17 protein-coding genes are annotated in these 18,192 nt (G+C 54.2%); 11 read left to right on the top strand and 6 right to left on the bottom strand.

What is annotated here, in order from left to right; all coding sequences use genetic code 11:
- Positions 1 to 195: 195 nt before the first annotated feature.
- Positions 196 to 3,441 carry a ribonuclease E gene (gene rne, locus GJ746_RS10080; RefSeq protein WP_154680066.1) on the top strand — a complete coding sequence of 1,082 codons (3,246 nt, stop codon included), beginning with the start codon at positions 196 to 198 and terminating at the stop codon, positions 3,439 to 3,441.
- A 35-nt stretch (positions 3,442 to 3,476) separates the two neighbouring features.
- Here rne and GJ746_RS10075 read toward each other — a convergent pair whose 3' ends face one another.
- Positions 3,477 to 4,412 (bottom strand): LysR family transcriptional regulator, encoded by a 936-nt coding sequence (locus tag GJ746_RS10075; RefSeq protein ID WP_154680065.1) that lies wholly within the window; start codon positions 4,410 to 4,412, stop codon positions 3,477 to 3,479.
- 109 nt (positions 4,413 to 4,521) lie between these two features.
- On the opposite strand from GJ746_RS10075, the gene GJ746_RS10070 reads away from it, so the two are divergent.
- Complete coding sequence (locus tag GJ746_RS10070; protein WP_154680064.1) at positions 4,522 to 5,736, top strand: MFS transporter; 1,215 nt, start codon at positions 4,522 to 4,524, stop codon at positions 5,734 to 5,736.
- A gap of 49 nt (positions 5,737 to 5,785) precedes the next feature.
- Here the strand turns inward: GJ746_RS10070 and murJ are convergent, their stop codons facing one another.
- From murJ to rimJ, 4 genes are all read right to left on the bottom strand, one after another.
- Positions 5,786 to 7,321 carry a murein biosynthesis integral membrane protein MurJ gene (gene murJ / locus GJ746_RS10065; RefSeq protein WP_154680063.1) on the bottom strand — a complete coding sequence of 512 codons (1,536 nt, stop codon included), beginning with the start codon at positions 7,319 to 7,321 and terminating at the stop codon, positions 5,786 to 5,788.
- 111 nt (positions 7,322 to 7,432) lie between these two features.
- On the bottom strand, positions 7,433 to 8,356 hold the full coding sequence (locus tag GJ746_RS10060; protein ID WP_154680062.1) for a Gfo/Idh/MocA family protein: 924 nt from the start codon (positions 8,354 to 8,356) through the stop codon (positions 7,433 to 7,435).
- A gap of 2 nt (positions 8,357 to 8,358) precedes the next feature.
- Positions 8,359 to 9,006 (bottom strand): YceH family protein, encoded by a 648-nt coding sequence (locus tag GJ746_RS10055; protein ID WP_154680061.1) that lies wholly within the window; start codon positions 9,004 to 9,006, stop codon positions 8,359 to 8,361.
- 9 nt (positions 9,007 to 9,015) lie between these two features.
- Positions 9,016 to 9,600 (bottom strand): ribosomal protein S5-alanine N-acetyltransferase, encoded by a 585-nt coding sequence (rimJ, locus tag GJ746_RS10050; RefSeq protein WP_154680060.1) that lies wholly within the window; start codon positions 9,598 to 9,600, stop codon positions 9,016 to 9,018.
- Positions 9,601 to 9,830: 230 nt separating this feature from the next.
- On the opposite strand from rimJ, the gene mdtH reads away from it, so the two are divergent.
- The 8 genes from mdtH (at position 9,831) to GJ746_RS10010 (ending at position 15,904) form a co-directional block, all read left to right on the top strand.
- On the top strand, positions 9,831 to 11,039 hold the full coding sequence (gene mdtH, locus GJ746_RS10045) for a multidrug efflux MFS transporter MdtH (RefSeq protein ID WP_154680059.1): 1,209 nt from the start codon (positions 9,831 to 9,833) through the stop codon (positions 11,037 to 11,039).
- 65 nt (positions 11,040 to 11,104) lie between these two features.
- Entirely contained in the window at positions 11,105 to 11,752 is a 648-nt protein-coding gene (grxB, locus tag GJ746_RS10040; RefSeq protein WP_154680058.1) for a glutaredoxin 2, read from the top strand.
- Between the two features lie 135 nt (positions 11,753 to 11,887).
- The gene (locus GJ746_RS10035; protein ID WP_154680057.1) at positions 11,888 to 12,448 is read left to right on the top strand and encodes a lipoprotein; all 561 of its coding nucleotides are present in this window, start codon (positions 11,888 to 11,890) and stop codon (positions 12,446 to 12,448) included.
- A gap of 122 nt (positions 12,449 to 12,570) precedes the next feature.
- A complete protein-coding gene (gene pyrC / locus GJ746_RS10030; protein WP_154680056.1) occupies positions 12,571 to 13,617 on the top strand; it encodes a dihydroorotase in 1,047 nt (348 codons plus the stop codon).
- Between the two features lie 70 nt (positions 13,618 to 13,687).
- Complete coding sequence (dinI, locus tag GJ746_RS10025; RefSeq protein ID WP_154680055.1) at positions 13,688 to 13,933, top strand: DNA damage-inducible protein I; 246 nt, start codon at positions 13,688 to 13,690, stop codon at positions 13,931 to 13,933.
- A gap of 284 nt (positions 13,934 to 14,217) precedes the next feature.
- Positions 14,218 to 14,472 carry a biofilm formation regulator BssS gene (gene bssS, locus GJ746_RS10020; protein WP_004101039.1) on the top strand — a complete coding sequence of 85 codons (255 nt, stop codon included), beginning with the start codon at positions 14,218 to 14,220 and terminating at the stop codon, positions 14,470 to 14,472.
- Between the two features lie 124 nt (positions 14,473 to 14,596).
- Positions 14,597 to 15,712, top strand: coding sequence for an N-methyl-L-tryptophan oxidase (gene solA / locus GJ746_RS10015; RefSeq protein WP_154680054.1), 1,116 nt, complete (start codon positions 14,597 to 14,599; stop codon positions 15,710 to 15,712).
- Positions 15,713 to 15,790: 78 nt separating this feature from the next.
- Positions 15,791 to 15,904, top strand: coding sequence for a YceO family protein (locus tag GJ746_RS10010; protein ID WP_154680053.1), 114 nt, complete (start codon positions 15,791 to 15,793; stop codon positions 15,902 to 15,904).
- On the opposite strand, the gene GJ746_RS10005 is transcribed toward GJ746_RS10010, so the two are convergent.
- Positions 15,890 to 16,954 carry a rhodanese-related sulfurtransferase gene (locus tag GJ746_RS10005; protein ID WP_154680052.1) on the bottom strand — a complete coding sequence of 355 codons (1,065 nt, stop codon included), beginning with the start codon at positions 16,952 to 16,954 and terminating at the stop codon, positions 15,890 to 15,892. The two genes, GJ746_RS10010 and GJ746_RS10005, sit on opposite strands and share 15 nt — an antisense overlap.
- Positions 16,955 to 17,162: 208 nt before the next feature.
- On the opposite strand from GJ746_RS10005, the gene GJ746_RS10000 reads away from it, so the two are divergent.
- Positions 17,163 to 18,083, top strand: coding sequence for a Kdo(2)-lipid IV(A) acyltransferase (locus GJ746_RS10000; protein WP_154680051.1), 921 nt, complete (start codon positions 17,163 to 17,165; stop codon positions 18,081 to 18,083).
- Positions 18,084 to 18,192: the final 109 nt, after the last annotated feature.

The raw sequence follows: 18,192 nt of genomic DNA, 5'->3' as shown, positions 1-18,192 counted from the left end.
ATCCCAGACAGTTCCCCTGATAATTGCGCTGTGTTTCCGTTTGAAATACAGGCGACCGACACTCTGCGCCTCTTAAGCGCGCGACAACCGTGAGGTTGGCGACGTGAAACAGACACGAGGCCATCGGTTTCCCCCGGTAAGGCGTTACTCTGCCCGTAGCTTAGTCGTCAATGTAAGAATAATGAGTAAGTTACGATGAAAAGAATGTTAATCAACGCAACTCAGCAGGAAGAGTTGCGCGTCGCCCTTGTTGATGGGCAGCGCCTGTACGACCTGGATATCGAAAGCCCCGGGCACGAACAGAAAAAAGCGAACATCTACAAAGGCAAAATCACTCGTATTGAACCTAGCCTCGAAGCCGCATTTGTTGATTATGGTGCCGAGCGTCATGGTTTCCTCCCCCTCAAAGAAATTGCCCGCGAATACTTCCCTGCAAACTACAATTCCCATGGTCGTCCAAACATTAAGGACGTACTGCGTGAAGGTCAGGAAGTTATTGTCCAGATTGATAAAGAAGAGCGAGGCAATAAAGGCGCCGCGCTTACCACCTTTATCAGCCTGGCGGGTAGTTACCTGGTACTGATGCCGAATAACCCACGCGCTGGCGGTATTTCACGCCGCATCGAGGGTGACGATCGTACCGAGCTAAAAGAAGCGCTGGCAAGCCTTGAGCTGCCGGACGGTATGGGACTTATCGTTCGCACCGCAGGCGTCGGCAAATCCGCTGAAGCGCTGCAGTGGGACCTGAGCTTCCGCCTGAAGCACTGGGAAGCCATCCAGAAAGCCGCAGAAAGCCGCCCTGCTCCGTTCCTGATCCATCAGGAAAGCAACGTGATTGTGCGCGCCTTCCGCGACTATCTGCGCCAGGATATCGGCGAAATCCTGATCGATAACCCGAAGGTGCTTGAGCTGGCCCGCCAGCACATCGCGGCGCTGGGGCGTCCGGATTTCAGCAGCAAAATTAAACTGTACACCGGTGAAATCCCGCTGTTCAGCCACTATCAGATCGAGTCGCAGATTGAATCCGCTTTCCAGCGTGAAGTTCGCCTGCCGTCCGGCGGTTCTATCGTTATCGATAGCACCGAAGCATTGACCGCTATCGACATCAACTCCGCTCGCGCAACTCGCGGCGGCGATATCGAAGAGACGGCGTTCAATACTAACCTCGAAGCGGCCGATGAGATTGCCCGCCAGCTGCGTCTGCGTGACCTCGGCGGCCTGATCGTTATCGACTTCATCGATATGACGCCGGTACGCCACCAGCGTGCGGTAGAAAACCGCCTGCGTGAAGCCGTGCGTCAGGACCGTGCGCGTATCCAGATCAGCCATATATCACGCTTTGGGCTGCTAGAAATGTCGCGCCAGCGTCTGAGCCCGTCGCTTGGCGAGTCCAGCCATCACGTCTGCCCGCGCTGTAGCGGAACGGGTACCGTACGTGATAACGAATCTCTGTCGCTCTCCATTCTGCGTTTGATCGAAGAAGAAGCGCTGAAAGAGAACACGAAAGAAGTGCACGCTATCGTTCCGGTGCCGATTGCCTCTTATCTGCTGAACGAAAAACGTGCTGCGGTAAGCGCGATTGAAACTCGCCAGACCGACGTGCGCGTGATTATCGTGCCAAACGACCAGATGGAAACGCCGCACTACTCCGTTCTGCGCGTACGGAAAGGCGAAGAAACCTCCACTCTGAGCTATCTGCTGCCGAAACTGCATGAAGAAGAGATGGCCATGCCTTCTGATGAAGAGCCGGCCGAGCGTAAACTGCCTGAACAACCGGCCCTGGCGGCATTCGTTATGCCTGACGCTCCGCCAGCCCCAACTCAGGAAGCACCGGCTAAGGCCGCGGCTACCGTTAGCGCAGCTCCTGCCTCGATGACGACGGCTCCGGCGCAGCCTGGCCTGGTATCTCGTCTCCTCAGCGCCTTGAAAAATATGTTCTCCGGTGCGGAAGAGGCTAAACCAGCAGACGTTCAGGTTGCGAAAAAAGCGGAAGAGAAATCCGAGCGTCAGCAGGACCGCCGTAAACCGCGTAATAACAACCGTCGCGATCGTAACGATCGTCGTGACAACCGGGATAATCGCGACAATCGTGCGGAAAATAGCGAAGGTCGGGAGTCTCGTGAGTCTCGCGAAGAAAACCGCCGTAACCGTCGTGAGAAGCAGCAAAATGCTGAGCCGCGCGAAAATCGCCAGACTGCGGTTGAGGATAGCGAAAAAGGTAAATCTCGCGATGAACAGCAGCCGCGCCGCGAACGTAATCGTCGTCGTAACGATGATAAACGTCAGGTTCAGCAGGATGCTAAAGCGCAAACTCGCGAAGAGCCGGTCACACAGGATAGCGAGCAGGAAGAACGCGTGCAGACTATGCCGCGCCGTAAGCCGCGCCAGCTGGCACAGAAGATTCGTATTGAATCAGCTGCCGCTGAGCAGGTTATCGAGCCGGTAGTAGAAGCACAGCCGATTGCAGAAGCTCCAGCCCTCCAGCCGGAAGCCCCAGCGCCGCGTACAGAACTGGCGAAAGTCGATCTGCCAGCGGTTGTTGAGACGGCAAACGAACATGATGACAACAGCGAATCCCGTGAATCTAACGGCATGCCGCGTCGTTCGCGTCGTTCACCTCGCCATCTTCGCGTCAGCGGCCAGCGTCGCCGTCGCTACCGTGATGAGCGTTATCCGACCCAGTCCCCGATGCCGCTGACCGTAGCCTGCGCATCGCCGGAAATGGCGTCTGGTAAAGTGTGGATCCGCTACCCGGTTGTTCGCCCGCAGGATCAGCAGCAGGAAGAAGCTCAGGTTCAGGAGTTTTCTGCCGCTGCGGTTGAGCCCGTAATCGCGCCAGCGGTCGCCGCTGAACCGGTTGTCTCTGAAGTTATCGCTCCTGCTGTTGCCGAAGAGCCTGTCGTAGTGCCGGTAGCAACCGTTGAGCCCCTGCCGGTTATTAGCGAACCTGTTGTTCCGGTCGTAGAAACCACCCATCCGGAAGCTATCGCCACTCCGGTTGATGAGCAGCCGCAGCTGATTGCTGAAGCTGACCAGACCGTAGCCGAAGAGGTAGTCGCAGAGGCCGTGGAAGCGGTTGTGGAAGATGCCGTCGAACCAGAAGCTGTGGTTGTTGCGTCAGAACCTGTTGCCGTCGAAGAGCCGGTAACGGTTGTTGAAGCGCCTGCCGCTTCCGCACCGGCTGTTGAGCCTGTGCCAGCAGCAGAACCGGTTGTCGAGACTAAACCAGAAGCCGTCAAGGCACCGGTTGTTGCGGTAGCTAATCGCCACGCATCCGCACCGATGACTCGTGCGCCAGCGCCTGACTATGTACCGGAAGCACCACGTCACAGCGATTGGATTCGCCCAGGCTTTGATTTTGACGGTAAAGGCTCCGCTGGCGGTCACAGCGCCACGCATAAAGCAACTGCCGGACCTACGCGTCCGCAACCCGTAGAGTAATGTCGATAAGACCGGCCCCAGCGGCCGGTCTTTTTTTATCCCTCTTCCGGCTTCTGCATCCCCGCAATCTGGGGCATGACCTCACGCATCAGATCGAGAAACTTACGCAACCGCGTGGGATAATAGCGCGCCCAGGGGTATACCAGATGTACCGGCAGTGGGGAAGCTCGCCACTGCGGAAACAGCTCGACCAGTCGCCCGGCGGCAATGTCTTCCGCCACCGCCCAGCTCGACACAATCGCCGCCCCCAGCCCCGCCAGCGCAGTATTACGAGCGACATGTACGCTATCCGTACTCAGGCAAGGAGCAATGCCGAAGGTAATAAGCAGATCATCCGTCTGAGACTGCAGCATCACCTCATGCTGATAAAACGTGCTGATAGCAATCCAGGGGAGTAACGACATCTCCTGAGGCGCGGTTAATGCCGGGTAGCTGCTCAGCAACGATGGGGATGCCACCACGCTGCGCGGAACCTCGGCCAGCAGTACCGATACGGTGGCCGGATCCACCTCCGCTCCGACGCGGATCGCGCAGTCGATGCCATCGCTCAGAAAATCTACCGTCTTATCGTTCAGCATCCATTCAACCGAGAGCTGCGGATAGCGCTGCAGAAAATCTACCAGCGGTCCCAACAGCTGCTGCTGACCAAAGGCGTGGGGCGCCCGTACTCTGAGGATCCCTACGGGTCGGTCATCGGCGATACGCAGGTCGTCCTCCAGCGCCAGCCAGGCATCGACAACCTGGCGGGCGTGCTGATAGCAGCGCTCACCATCATCGGTCAGCTTCATCGCATGGGTGGTGCGTAGAATCAGCCTGGCGCCAAGTAGCCCTTCCAGAGACTGGAGCCGTCGGCTGACTGTCGCCTGGGTGGTGTTCATCTGTACCGCCGCCGCGGAGAGAGAACCGGCCTCCACAATGCGAATAAACGTGCGCATCAGTTCAATACGATCTATACGCTCCTGCTTCTTCATTTATATTTTGCCTATACGTTTAGCGTATAACCGTTTTACCACCGGGCCATCTACCGCGCCAGCCTCATTATGGGAAGAATAGCGCCATCGCTTCTAAGAGGAACCCATAATGACACCGTCTCCACTTACCTCCCGCGCTGCCGGGTGGATAATTTTCGTTCTCGCACTTGGCGCAGGCTTCAGCGTCGCCTCAATCTATTACGCGCAGCCGCTGCTGCCGCTGATGGGAGCGAATCTGCATTTGAGTATTGAGGGTATGGGCCTGGTTCCAACACTGACTCAGGCGGGCTATGCATTGGGTATTCTTTTCCTTCTTCCGCTTGGCGACCGTCACGATCGCAGAAAGCTGATTCTGATAAAAAGCGTTACCCTGGCACTCCTTTTGCTGCTTTGCAGTCTCACCGGTCAGTTAACTTCTTTACTGATTGTCAGCCTGCTTATCGGAATGGCTGCAACAATGGCGCAGGATATTGTACCGGCCGCCGCTATTCTGGCTCCGGCAGGCAAACAGGGGAAAATGGTGGGGACCGTCATGACCGGACTACTGCTGGGGATCCTGCTGTCGAGAACCGTCAGCGGGCTGGTGGGAGCCATGTTCGGCTGGCGAGTGATGTATCAGGCTGCCGCCGTCAGCATTGCGCTGATTGGTCTGGTGATGTGGCGCGTTCTGCCGCGCTTTGAGATTCACTCCACCCTTGGCTACCCGCAGCTCATGAAATCTATGGCGCATCTGTGGAAGCGCTATCCGGCCCTGCGTCGTGCCGCATTCGCCCAGGGATTTCTGTCTATCGCCTTCAGCGCATTCTGGTCAACGCTTGCGGTCATGTTAATGGAACACTATCAGATGGGCAGCGCGGTAGCGGGTGGTTTTGGTATCGCTGGTGCCGCCGGAGCGCTCGCCGCGCCTCTGGCCGGTAGCCTGGCCGATAGGTTCGGCGCCGAGAAAGTCACGCAAATGGGAGCCGCGCTGGTTACCGTTTCGTTTGCCCTGATGTTTTTACTGCCGGCCCTTCCGCCGCATGGCCAGCTGATCCTGATAGCCATTTCGGCTGTTGGATTTGACCTTGGACTACAATCCAGCCTCGTATCCCACCAGAATCTGGTGTATGGCCTTGAACCTCAGGCTCGCGGTCGTCTCAATGCGCTGCTGTTCACCGGCGTGTTTGTTGGGATGTCGCTTGGTTCCGTACTGGGAAGCAAACTGTATGTCATCGCAGGCTGGAGCGGCGTGGTCACTCTGGCGGTGATTGCCGGCGCGATTGCTCTTGGCATCCGTCTTCTGGAAAGCGCACGGGTTATGTCAGCGCAACGAACCGCCAGATAAAAAAAGCCGCTCTGCAATCTCTGCAGAGCGGCTTTTGCTCAGACCAGTGTTAAACCGTACGGCGAGCAAACTCTTTCACGCGGAAGCCCAGCAGCAGCAGCGTCGCGAAATAGGCGACAACGCCAGCGACCACAACCACCATCAGACGCATCAGGCGGAACGGCATCGTCCCCTGCGACCATTCCGGCATCAGATACATTACGCCCAGAAGAGCAGCGGACATCACGATGACGGCTATCACCAGGCGCAGCAGGAACAGGAACCAGCCGGGCTGAGGAGTAAAAATTTTCTGTTTCCGCAGCTGCCAGTAAAGCAGCGCGGCGTTAAGACAGGCCGCCAGACCAATCGATAACGACAGGCCAGCGTGCTTTAGCGGGCCAATAAAGGCGAGATTCATTACCTGCGTCATAATCAGCGTAACGATGGCAATTTTCACCGGCGTTTTAATATCCTGGCGCGAGTAGAACCCCGGGGCCAGAACCTTCACGACGATAAGCCCCATCAGCCCGATAGAATACGCCACCAGCGCGCGCTGGGTCATCGCAGCATCAAAAGCGGTAAATTTCCCGTACTGGAATAGCGCTACCGTCAGCGGCTTGGCCAGTATCCCTAACGCCACGGCGCTCGGCAGCGCGAGCAGGAAGCACAGGCGCAATCCCCAGTCCATCAAACGGCAGTATTCATCGTGATTGCCGCTGGCAAAGCTTTTTGACAGCGAAGGCAGCAAAATGGTCCCCAGAGCTACGCCAAGCACGCCGGACGGAAACTCCATCAGGCGATCGGCGTAGTACATCCACGACACGGAGCCAGAAACCAGGAACGAGGCAAAAATGGTATTAATGATCAGTGAAATCTGGCTGACGGAAACGCCGAGGATCGCCGGCCCCATCTGTTTCACCACCCGCACCGCTCCCGCATCTTTGAGATTGATCCGCGGCAACACCAGCATGCCGATTTTTTTCAGGTGCGGTAGCTGCCAGGCAAGCTGCAAAATACCGCCAACCGTCACTGCCCAGGCCATTGCCAGCATCGGTGGGTTAAAATACGGGGCAGCAAACAGCGCAAAACCAATCATGCTGACGTTAAGGAACGTCGGGGCAAAAGCGGGAACCGAAAAGCGATTCCAGGTATTAAGAATCGCCCCAACTAATGAAGCCAGGGAAATCAATAAAATATAGGGAAAAGTGATGCGCAATAGCTGCGTGGTCAGCGCAAACTTCTCTGGGGTATCAGCAAATCCCGGCGCGGTAACGGTAATCACCCAGGGCGCCGCCAGCATTCCGGCCACGGTCACCAGCGACAGGACCAGCGTCAAGAGTCCCGACACATAGGCGACGAAAACCCGTGTCGCATCTTCGCCCTGCTTGCTTTTATATTCAGCAAGAATCGGCACAAAAGCCTGAGAGAACGCGCCTTCAGCAAAAATACGCCGTAAAAGATTCGGCAGTTTAAAAGCGACAAAGAAGGCGTCAGTTGCCATCCCTGCGCCAAAAATACGCGCCACAATCGCATCGCGCGCGAAACCCAGCACGCGCGAAAACATGGTCATCGAACTGACGGCCGCCAGTGATTTTAAAAGGTTCATTAACGTTTTATTCCACAACCCTGGAGTAAAACGCCCGCAAGTGCGGGCGCTGGAAAGTGGCGATAGTCTACCGGGTTCATGATGAATTACTACTGCCAGTTGTTACGAGAATTATTCACTCATCGCATCGCGCCAGAGTTTTTCTACAATGCGCTGAGCCAGCAGCGCCTGCTCTCCGGACGTTTCAGGAACCGTCTGATTTTGCACACATTCGATAAAGTGCCTGGCGCAGCCGGTAAAGCCCCGCTGCTCAAGGGTCGTCTGCCAGCCGGGGACCGGCCGCTGTATCACACCACCTCCCCGCTCCTCCTGCCACTCGCGCATATCACGGACTTCATATAATCCGCCGTCGGTTACCACCTGCACCCATTCGCGCTGACTTCCGGCTCGCCGGTGCATACTGGTCGTTATCTGCACCATCCCGGCACTGAAGTGGTGTTCGGCATACAGCATTTCACCTTGCGCGTTGGTGTGCAGCGTACCGCCGCTTAAACGCGCTTTCTCACCCGCCAGCCAAAGCGCCGTATCAACCACATGCAGATAGTCATCCAACAACGTGAAGCGCAGATCGTGGCCCACGCTGTCGCTACGGTGCTTATCCATCCGCAACGAGGCAGCGTTACCAGACTGCGCCTTAAGTTCGCGATACAGGGGGGCAAAACGGCGGTTAAATCCGACCATCAGGGTGAGATGGCGGCGAGCCGCCAGCTCAACCAACGTCTCGGCGTCGCTGAGCTTATCCGCCAGCGGTTTATCTACGCAAACGTGAACTCCGGCATTGAGCAAGCGGCTTACAACTTCATAATGTGAAGCCGTTGAAGTATGTACGAATACGGCATCGCACTGCGCCGCCAGCTGTTCCAGAGAATCGGCATAGGGAATACGCCAGGTTTCACAGATACGCAGCGCTTTCTCTTTTCCCGGAGACCATGCCGCCTGTAGCGTCCAGTCATCGGCGGCACCCAGGACAGGTAACCACGCCTTTTGCGCGATACCGCCCAGGCCAACCACTCCTATACGTAGTTTCGCCGCCATGCTTAATCTCCCAGGTGAGCCAGCAGTGAATCCAGACGCGCTTTCAGTTCGGCAACTTCCGCCTCCAGCGCCTCAACGCGAAGCTGCAGATCGTCACCGGGCGGCGATACGGCTTCAACGGCGGTAATCAGCGAATCCATATCGTCGCAGAACAGATGCATATATCTGCTCTCGCGTTTTCCCGGCTCCCGAGGCAGGCGCGCAACATAAGGGCCATCTTCCCGGGTAGCCAGATTTTCCAGCACGCGTTCGACCTCCGCCATATCGCTGAATTCATGCATGCGCTGGGCACGGCCACGCAGCTCACCGGGAGTCTGCGCCCCGCGCAGCAACAGTGTCGTCACGATAGCGACTTCCGCAGGAGTTAATTTCAGGTCGCCAAATTCAGAATTACAGAAGCGCTGTTCATATTTGGTCACTCGGTTGCCAAAACCGCTCACCGTACGCAAATAATGGCGCTTCACTAAGGTATCCAGCAAATCCTGAACATCGCTTTCGCTGAGCGACATCACCGGCTCACGGTTCGTTTTCTGGTTACAAGCGGTTACCACCGCATTAACCGACAGGGGATACTGCTCCGGCGTGGTGACCTGCTTTTCCAGCAGGCAGCCAATGACGCGCGCTTCATGCGCGGTTAACTGGTATTTCATGATGTCTCCTTAGCGACCCGGGGTCCAGTCCGGTGTCGTCAACGCCGTCAGTACATGATCGCGCCATTGCCCATCAATAAGCAGGTAATCTTTGGCGTAACCCTCTTTTTCAAATCCCAAACGCGCCAGTAAACCACCGCTGCGCTGATTATGCGGCATGTAGTTTGCCATTATGCGATGGATATGCTGCGTGCGCTGCATATAGCGGATAGCTGAAGTCAGCGCTTCAAACATCAGCCCCTGACCTTGCCATTTCTCACCGATGGAATAGCCGAGGTAGCAGGCATGAAACGACCCGCGCACTACATTCGAAAAATTCGCCACGCCGATAATCTCTTTTTCTTCCGGATCGAGCAGCGCAAAATAAAATGCTGAACCCTGTTTATGGAATTCTGAAATCATCGATAAACGCGCCTGCCAGCCGGAAGGATAACAGTGGCTGTCATCGCGTACCGGCTCCCAGGGTTTTAAGAACCCTTTATTCTCCGCGTAATAATCGGCCAGACGCCAGGCGTCACGATCGTGCACCAGCCGTACCACCAGCCGGTCCGTCGTCAAACGCACCTTCGGTACGTTACTGCGATAGCCAAACATTCCCCTCTCCTGTTCCCCTGACGCAATACTTGCTGACTTAACTATACCTGTCCTGCACGCTGGTGTGAAAACAGCAACATACCATTTTCTGCACCATCTCTGCTTTTCGATGAATAGCCTCTATCGTTCTTGCATTTTGATAAAAAAATATTGTCGCCAGTTAGCTGGGAAAATAGCCATTAACCCCGCAGAATGTCAGAGCTTATCCTTATTTTTTCCCGGGAGGGGAAATGTCCCGCGTCTCGCAGGCAAGGAGCCTGGGTAAATATTTCCTGTTAGTCGATAACATGCTGGTCGTGCTCGGCTTTTTCGTCGTCTTCCCGCTCATCTCAATTCGCTTTGTCGATCAGATGGGATGGGCTGCTCTGATGGTCGGGATCGCACTCGGCCTGCGTCAACTTGTGCAGCAGGGACTGGGAATATTTGGCGGTGCGATTGCCGACCGTTTTGGGGCCAAACCGATGATCGTTATCGGTATGCTGATGCGCGCGGCGGGTTTCGCAGCGATGGCCGTAGCCCATGAGCCATGGGTTCTGTGGCTCTCCTGCATTCTTTCGGGTCTCGGCGGTACGCTGTTCGATCCGCCGCGGGCGGCGCTGGTCGTCAAGCTGGTACGCCCGCATCAGCGTGGACGTTTCTTTTCTATCCTGATGATGCAAGACAGCGCAGGGGCCGTGATCGGCGCGCTGCTGGGCAGCTGGCTTCTGCAATATGATTTTCGTCTGGTTTGTAGCGCGGGAGCCGTCCTGTTTATCGCCTGTGCGGCATTCAACGCCTGGTATCTTCCGGCATGGAAGCTGTCAACGGTAAAAACGCCGGTCCGCGAGGGGCTGGGACGCGTGCTGCGTGATAAACGCTTTGTCACCTACGTTTTGACATTGACCGGATATTACATGTTAGCGGTACAGGTAATGTTAATGCTGCCGATCATGGTTAACGATATTGCGGGTTCTCCGACTGCGGTAAAATGGATGTATGCCATTGAAGCAGCCATTTCGTTAACGCTGCTGTATCCGATTGCTCGCTGGAGCGAAAAACGCTTTCGTCTTGAGCATCGCCTGATGGCCGGGCTGTTGATCATGACCCTGGCGATGATGCCGATTGGCCTTAGCAGCAACCTTCAACAGCTGTTTACGCTGATCTGCGTATTTTATATTGGCTCAATCATCGCCGAGCCCGCGCGTGAAACGCTGGGGGCCTCGCTGGCAGATGCCAGAGCGCGCGGAAGCTATATGGGCTTTAGCCGCCTGGGGCTCGCCTTTGGCGGCGCTTTCGGCTACGCAGGCGGCGGCTGGTTGTTCGATGCGGGTAAAGCCGCGGGTCAACCGGAGCTACCATGGCTCATGCTCGGGGTTATCGGACTGGCAACGTTTATTGCCCTGTGGTGGCAGTTTAGCCCGAAACGTTCGGCTTCCGGCATGCTGGAGCCGCGCACCTGATTTGCCGGCCCCCGGTTTCTCCTCCATACTGAATTGAGGATGTTCAGCAAATATGGAGGAGAAACGTGAAATTATATATCTACGATCACTGCCCGTTCTGCCTGAAAGCCCGCATGATTTTCGGCCTGAAAAATATCCCCGTCGAAACGATCGCGCTCCTGGAGGATGATGACTCAACCCCCACCAGAATGATCGGTCAGAAAATGGTGCCAATCCTGCAAAAAGACGATAGCCGTTACATGCCGGAAAGCATGGATATCGTGCATTATGTCGATAAACTTGATGGCAAACCGCTGCTTACCGGACCGCGTAACCCAGCTATTGAAACCTGGCTGCGCAAGGTCAACGGCTACGCTAACCGTCTGTTGATGCCGCGTTTTGCCAAATCTGCATTTGATGAATTTTCGACGCCAGAGGCGCGCGCTTATTTTGTAAAGAATAAAGAGGCGGCTATCGGCAGCTTTGCCGATCATCTCGCGCACTCACCCGGTCTGATTAAGAATATCAGCGACGATCTGCGAGCGTTGGATAAACTGGTCGTCCAGCCAAATGCCGTCAACGGAGAACTGTCTGAAGATGATATTCATCTCTTCCCTCTGTTAAGGAATCTGACGCTGGTGGCAGGGGTAAACTGGCCGAGCCGCGTGGCCGCCTACCGTGACAATATGGCCAAACAGACGCAGATCAACTTACTCTCCTCTATGGCTATTTAAGCCCAGGGCAGCGAAAGGATGGCCCCTTCGCTGCCATACGCTTCTTTTTCAGTCTTTTCCGCTAGCACCTACAGCGCTAGCGGGCCATGCTGCTTTGTGTCAGGATGAACCTACGGCATGACATTAAGGAATCCAATGAAAAAGATGTTTATTGCGGCCGCGCTTATCGTTAGCGGCCTGCTGAGCGGCTGTAACCAGCTTACGCAATATTCCGTGAGTGAGCAGGAGATCAACCAGGCGCTACAGAAACGTAACCACTTCGCCAAGGATATTGGCCTGCCCGGCGTTGCGGATGCCCATATTGAACTGAAGAACCTGACCAGCGCCATTGGTCGTGAAGAGCCGAACAAAGTGACATTGAGCGGCGTGGCTAATTTAGATCTGAATTCACTGTTCGGGAACCAGAAAGCGACCATTGACCTTAAGCTCAAAGCGCTACCGGTTTTCAACAAAGACAAAGGGGCCATCTTCCTGCAGGAGATGGAAGTGGTCGATGCGAAAGTTCAGCCTGAAAAACTACAGTCCGTTGTACAAACGCTGATCCCTTATCTGAATCAATCTCTGCGTAGCTACTTCAATCAACAGCCTGCGTATGTGCTGCGCGAAGATGCCAGCGCGGGTGAAGCACTGGCGAAAAAGTATGCTAAAGGTATTGAAGTGAAACCGGGAGAGATCGTCATCCCCTTCACTAACTAATCGTCCGGGCGCTGAAGCGCCCGTTTTTTTACGGAAGTTGATGCAAAGGAAAACGTTTACGCTTATCCTTAGTGCCCGGCAAAAACAGCCCTGATGACTGACACTATTAGCCGGAGCCTTCCATGACAGCACAATCCCAGGTATTGAAAATTCGCCGCCCTGACGACTGGCATATCCATCTGCGCGATGACGATATGCTAAAAACCGTCGTGCCTTATACCAGTGAGTTTTATGGCCGGGCGATCGTGATGCCGAATCTGGTACCGCCTGTCACGACCGTCGACGCCGCCATTGCCTATCGCCAGCGTATTATCGAGGCTATCCCTGCAGAGCATGATTTTACGCCGCTAATGACCTGCTATCTTACCGATACGCTCGACCCGGCAGAGCTTGAGCGCGGATTTAGCGAGGGCGTATTCACCGCGGCCAAACTCTACCCGGCTAATGCAACGACAAACTCCAGCCACGGCGTCACCAGCACTGATGCGATCATGCCGGTACTTGAACGTATGGAAAAGCTGGGTATGCCGCTACTGGTTCACGGTGAAGTCACTCATCCGGATATCGATATTTTTGACCGCGAAGCACGGTTTATCGAAACGGTGATGGAACCGCTCCGCCAGCGTCTGCCTGGACTGAAGGTCGTCTTTGAACATATCACCACCAAAGATGCCGCTGAATACGTGCGCGAAGGCAACCAACTCCTGGCGGCCACCATCACCCCGCAACATCTGATGTTTAACCGCAATCATATGCTGGTCGGCGGCGTGCGCCCTCACCTTTATTGCCTGCCAATTCTGAAACGTAATGTTCATCAGCAGGCACTGCGTGAACTGGTTGCCAGCGGTTTTGATCGCGTTTTCCTCGGCACTGATTCCGCCCCGCATGCCCGCCATCGTAAAGAAGCCAGCTGCGGGTGCGCAGGCTGTTTTAACGCGCCAACCGCGCTGGGCAGCTACGCCACGGTGTTTGAAGAGATGAACGCCCTGCAACACTTTGAAGCCTTCTGCTCATTTAACGGCCCTCGTTTCTATGGTCTGGAAGTCAACGATGGCTACGTTGAGCTGGTGCGTGAAGAGAGCCTGGTGGCAGAGAGTATCCCTCTGCCCGGTGACGAGCTGGTGCCGTTCCTCGCCGGAGAAACCGTGCGCTGGACAATGAAAAAATAATTAGTCCCCCCTGTTGTAAACACCTATGCGTTACTGTATAAATAAACAGTAAATTACACAGGGGGCAATTATGCGTATTGAAGTCTCTATCGCCAAATCAACAGCCTTACCCAACGGCGCCTTAGATGCGCTGAACAATGAACTCTCTCGCCGTATCGAACAGCAGTTTCCTTCCACGACAAGTCAGGTAACGGTTCGATACGCGGCTAATAACAATCTGTCGGTGATCGGCGGCCTGAAAGAAGACAAAGACCGGATTAGCGAAATCCTGCAAGAAACGTGGGAAAGCGCTGACGACTGGTTTGTCCGCGACTAGTCAATTAAATTTGCTCCCTCATTGTGCTATTTTTTGCCGGGTCGCCCCGGCTTTTTTATTTTTCAGAGTCAGACTGCCCCCTATTGCTTTTACTTAGCGCCTTCATAAATAACATATATTCGACCCTGGTTTGCGTAAAAAAACGACAATCAGAAGCCTATGTATCTCTATTTCATTAAATTTCTCGAGTTTATTCTTGACTACTGATATAATTAACTTGCTTCAGAAAACATGCATTAAACCTCGAGAACTGTTGTCTTTTAACATACGAATAAGGGGTTATGATGGAAAAGAATAATGAAGTCATCCAGACCCATCCCCTCGTTGGATGGGACATCAGCACCGTTGATAGTTACGATGCGCTGATGTTGCGCTTACACTACCAAAACCCCGCTCAAGAAAGCAGTAGAGACGCAGAGATTGGCCAGACGCTATGGCTAACAACGGACGTCGCGCGTCAGTTTATTTCTATTCTGGAAGCAGGTATTGCGAAGATTGAATCTGGCGAATACCAGGAAAATGAGTATCGAAGGCATTAAGCGTTAGTAAAAATGTCGACATATTCACTTAACAGGCACCTTCGGGTGCCTGAATTATTTTCGGACTTGTGTAGCAGAAGGTTGTTAATTACCCTGCTAACAACGCAATAACCTGGAACTCACCATGCAATACGATCTTATCATTATTGGTAGCGGCTCGGTTGGCGCTGCTGCAGGCTATTATGCGCGGCAGGCGGGGCTTAACGTACTGATGATTGATGCCCATCAACCTCCTCATCAGGAAGGCAGTCATCACGGAAAGACGCGACTCATTCGCCACGCCTACGGTGAAGGCGAAAGATATGTCCCTCTACTACTGCGCGCGCAAAAGCTGTGGGATGAGCTTGCCGCCGCCAGCGGTGAGACCGTTTTTGAATGTACAGGGGTTATCAACCTCGGGCCTGCCGATTCCGAATTCCTGCGCAATGTTGCCAGCAGCGCACACAAGTTCCAGCTCAATGTTGAAGAAATGGACGCACAGGGGGTAATGTCCCGCTGGCCGGAAATTCGCGTACCTGATGATTATCGGGCGATATTTGAGCCTGGGTCCGGGATACTGCGCAGCGAGCTGGCCGTTGAAACATGGATTCGTCTTGCCCGTGAAGCGGGAGCCGCACAGCTGTTCAACTGCCCGGTTACCGCCATTCAGCACCAGCCGGACGGCGTCACGGTGGAGACGCTCGATGGTGAGTACCACGGCAAAAAACTCCTGGTCAGCGCCGGAACCTGGGTAACGCGCCTGCTGCCCGATCTCCCTGTCCAGCCTGTGCGTAAAGTCTTCGCCTGGTTTCAGGCGGATGGCCGTTACAGCAGTAAAAACAACTTCCCGGCGTTTACCGGCGAGTTACCGAATGGCGATCATTTTTACGGTTTTCCCGCAGAAGATAATGAATTAAAAATCGGCAAGCATAACGGTGGGCAACCTATTTCCGCGCCAGAAGAGCGAAAACCCTTTGGCTCAGTGGCAACAGACGGCTCGGAGTCTTTTACCTTCCTGCGTAACGTGTTGCCCGGTATTGGTGGCTGTCTGTATGGCGCATCCTGTACCTATGACAATACCGCCGATGAGGACTTTATTATTGATACATTACCTGGCAAACCCAATACGCTTTTGATAACGGGCCTGAGCGGACACGGCTTTAAATTCGCGCCGGTATTAGGCGAACTGGCCACGCAATTCGCGCTTGAAGAACCGTTTGAGTTCGATCTTTCGCCCTTTTCCCTGACGCGATTCAATTAATAACTATCAGCTTCAGGCAGTGAAAACAGCACAAAAAATAACGGCCTCGCTTGAGGCCGTAAATAACTGAGAGAGCTTATGCGTCGCCTGTTCGAATTACTGATCGATAATATCCGCGAACATTTTATGATTTACCTCGCACTCTGGCTGCTGCTGGCCTGTATAGACCTTATCTGGCTATGGTTTTTCTGAAGGTTCTGGGTCCGGAATGCCCAGCTTAGTATTCAGACGACCGCGCGATTTATTAAAGATCTTATTCCCATTTTCACGTCCGGCACGCAGTTTTCGCTGCTCTTCTTCCGGCAGCTTATGCTCTTCCATACAGGCTTCGCTACAGCAGCCAGCGAATTTCTCCGCGCAGGCCGGACACTGAATAAACAGCAGATGGCAGCCATCGTTCAGGCAATTTGTGTGGCTATCGCAGGGAGCGCCGCACTGATGACAATGCGCGATGACATCATCTGAAATACGCTCACCCATACGTTCATCGAAGACAAAGTTTTTACCGACAAAGCGTACCGGCAGCCCCTGCTCACGCGCGCGTCGGGCATACTCGATAATTCCGCCTTCAATATGTGAGACTTTACTGAACCCATTGTGCTTCATCCAGGCGCTGGCTTTTTCACAGCGGATACCGCCGGTGCAGTACATGACAATCTTTTTATCTTTATGTTCCTGCATCATTTCAACGGCCTTCGGCAGCTGATCGCGGAAAGTATCCGCCGGGATCTCAAGGGCATTTTCGAAATGACCGACTTCATATTCGTAATGGTTACGCATATCAATAAAGACAGCGTCCGGATCGTCGAGCATCGCGTTGACTTCTGCCGCCTTCAGATAATCGCCGACGTTTGAAGCATCGAACGTCGCATCTTCAATACCATCCGCGACAATGCGATCGCGAACCTTGAGACGCAGCACCCAAAAAGATTTCCCGTCATCGTCCAGCGCAATATTCAGGCGCAAACCATTCAGAGCCGGGTCAAATCCATATAAGAATTCGCGCAGTGCATCGACACGGCTTTGTGGGACGCTAATTTGCGCGTTAATACCCTCATGGGCGAGATAAATGCGGCCAAAGACATTCAGCTTAGTCAGGGCAATCCACAGCGCGTCGCGCGTGGCCTTTGGATCGATAATCGTGAAGTATTTATAAAACGAGATCGTCGTGCGCGGCTCGGTCTCAGCCAGCATTTGCGCCTTTAACGTCTCATTTGAAATGCGGTTATGTAACACTGGCATGGTGTACCTGCTCGGCATAATCAATGAGTAAATAAACGGCGGGCATCATATAGCAAACACGTTTAATTTACATCCCCACATTTTAAGCTACATTTCTCTCACCCCAATTTACTCGCATTAACATTAAATGCCATCTGAGGCCGGTATTTTGGCTGAAGCATAAAAAAATGCGATAATAGAACACGTTGCTTAATTGAACAGGTATGAGATGACCCATTTACCAAAATTTTCCGCAGCGTTGCTGCACCCGCGTTATTGGTTGCTTTGGTTCGGAATCGGTCTGCTCTGGCTCGTTGTTCAGCTTCCCTACCCGGTAATTTATCGCCTCGGAACCGGTCTTGGCCGCATCGCACAGCGGCTGATGAAGCGCAGGGCTAAAATCGCCAGGCGCAATCTGGAGCTTTGTTTTCCTGATAAGAGTGAACAAGAGCACCGCCGGCTGGTAACGGCAAATTTCGAATCCGTCGGAATGGGGTTAATGGAAACCGGAATGGCCTGGTTTTGGCCGACAAAGCGTATCGCGCGCTGGACTGACTCCATCGGCTTCGACCATATCCGGGAAGTACAGGCGCAAAAGCGCGGAATCTTGCTTATTGGCATCCATTTCCTGACCCTCGAGATGGGCGCACGCATGTTCGGTATGAATGAGCCGGGTATTGGCGTCTATCGCCCCAATGACAACGCCGTGATCGACTGGCTACAGACCTGGGGACGCCTGCGCTCCAATAAAGATATGATCGATCGTAAGGATCTGAAAGGCATGATCCGTGCGCTGAAGAAGGGAGAAGTTATCTGGTACGCCCCGGATCACGACTATGGCCCAGCAGCCAGCGTATTTGTGCCGTTTTTCGCCGTCGATCAGGCCGCCACCACCTCGGGTACCTGGATGCTGGCAAAGATGTCAAAAGCCTGCATTGTGCCGTTTGTACCGCGCCGAAAACCCAACGGTGAAGGTTATGAGCTGATTATCTTACCGCCGGAGTGCGATCCCCCGCTGGACGATGCTGAGACGACCGCTATCTGGATGAATAAGGTCGTAGAGAAGTGCATTTTAATGGCGCCGGAGCAATATATGTGGATGCACCGCCGCTTCAAAACGCGTCCGTCAGGCGTCCCTTCTCGTTACTAGCGTAACTCAGCCCGATTTCCCGCATCAGCACATGGATGCGGGATCTCCTTTCGCACAAGCACCTGCGTTTTAGCTATAAAAGCGGTCCTCCATTGCGGCAACCATTTCT

This window comes from Klebsiella oxytoca, from assembly GCF_009707385.1.
GTDB lineage: Bacteria > Pseudomonadota > Gammaproteobacteria > Enterobacterales > Enterobacteriaceae > Klebsiella > Klebsiella oxytoca_C.
The sequence above is the reverse complement of the archived record's forward strand: the minus strand, read 5'-3'. Positions and strand labels throughout refer to the sequence as shown.

Coding starts and splice junctions, on each gene's coding strand:
- rne (WP_154680066.1), top strand. CDS start 196: ATGAAAAGAATGTTAATCAACGCAACTCAGCAGGAAGAGTTGCGCGTC.
- GJ746_RS10075 (WP_154680065.1), bottom strand. CDS start 4,412: ATGAAGAAGCAGGAGCGTATAGATCGTATTGAACTGATGCGCACGTTT.
- GJ746_RS10070 (WP_154680064.1), top strand. CDS start 4,522: ATGACACCGTCTCCACTTACCTCCCGCGCTGCCGGGTGGATAATTTTC.
- murJ (WP_154680063.1), bottom strand. CDS start 7,321: ATGAACCTTTTAAAATCACTGGCGGCCGTCAGTTCGATGACCATGTTT.
- GJ746_RS10060 (WP_154680062.1), bottom strand. CDS start 8,356: ATGGCGGCGAAACTACGTATAGGAGTGGTTGGCCTGGGCGGTATCGCG.
- GJ746_RS10055 (WP_154680061.1), bottom strand. CDS start 9,006: ATGAAATACCAGTTAACCGCGCATGAAGCGCGCGTCATTGGCTGCCTG.
- rimJ (WP_154680060.1), bottom strand. CDS start 9,600: ATGTTTGGCTATCGCAGTAACGTACCGAAGGTGCGTTTGACGACGGAC.
- mdtH (WP_154680059.1), top strand. CDS start 9,831: ATGTCCCGCGTCTCGCAGGCAAGGAGCCTGGGTAAATATTTCCTGTTA.
- GJ746_RS10035 (WP_154680057.1), top strand. CDS start 11,888: ATGAAAAAGATGTTTATTGCGGCCGCGCTTATCGTTAGCGGCCTGCTG.
- pyrC (WP_154680056.1), top strand. CDS start 12,571: ATGACAGCACAATCCCAGGTATTGAAAATTCGCCGCCCTGACGACTGG.
- dinI (WP_154680055.1), top strand. CDS start 13,688: ATGCGTATTGAAGTCTCTATCGCCAAATCAACAGCCTTACCCAACGGC.
- bssS (WP_004101039.1), top strand. CDS start 14,218: ATGGAAAAGAATAATGAAGTCATCCAGACCCATCCCCTCGTTGGATGG.
- solA (WP_154680054.1), top strand. CDS start 14,597: ATGCAATACGATCTTATCATTATTGGTAGCGGCTCGGTTGGCGCTGCT.
- GJ746_RS10010 (WP_154680053.1), top strand. CDS start 15,791: ATGCGTCGCCTGTTCGAATTACTGATCGATAATATCCGCGAACATTTT.
- GJ746_RS10005 (WP_154680052.1), bottom strand. CDS start 16,954: ATGCCAGTGTTACATAACCGCATTTCAAATGAGACGTTAAAGGCGCAA.
- GJ746_RS10000 (WP_154680051.1), top strand. CDS start 17,163: ATGACCCATTTACCAAAATTTTCCGCAGCGTTGCTGCACCCGCGTTAT.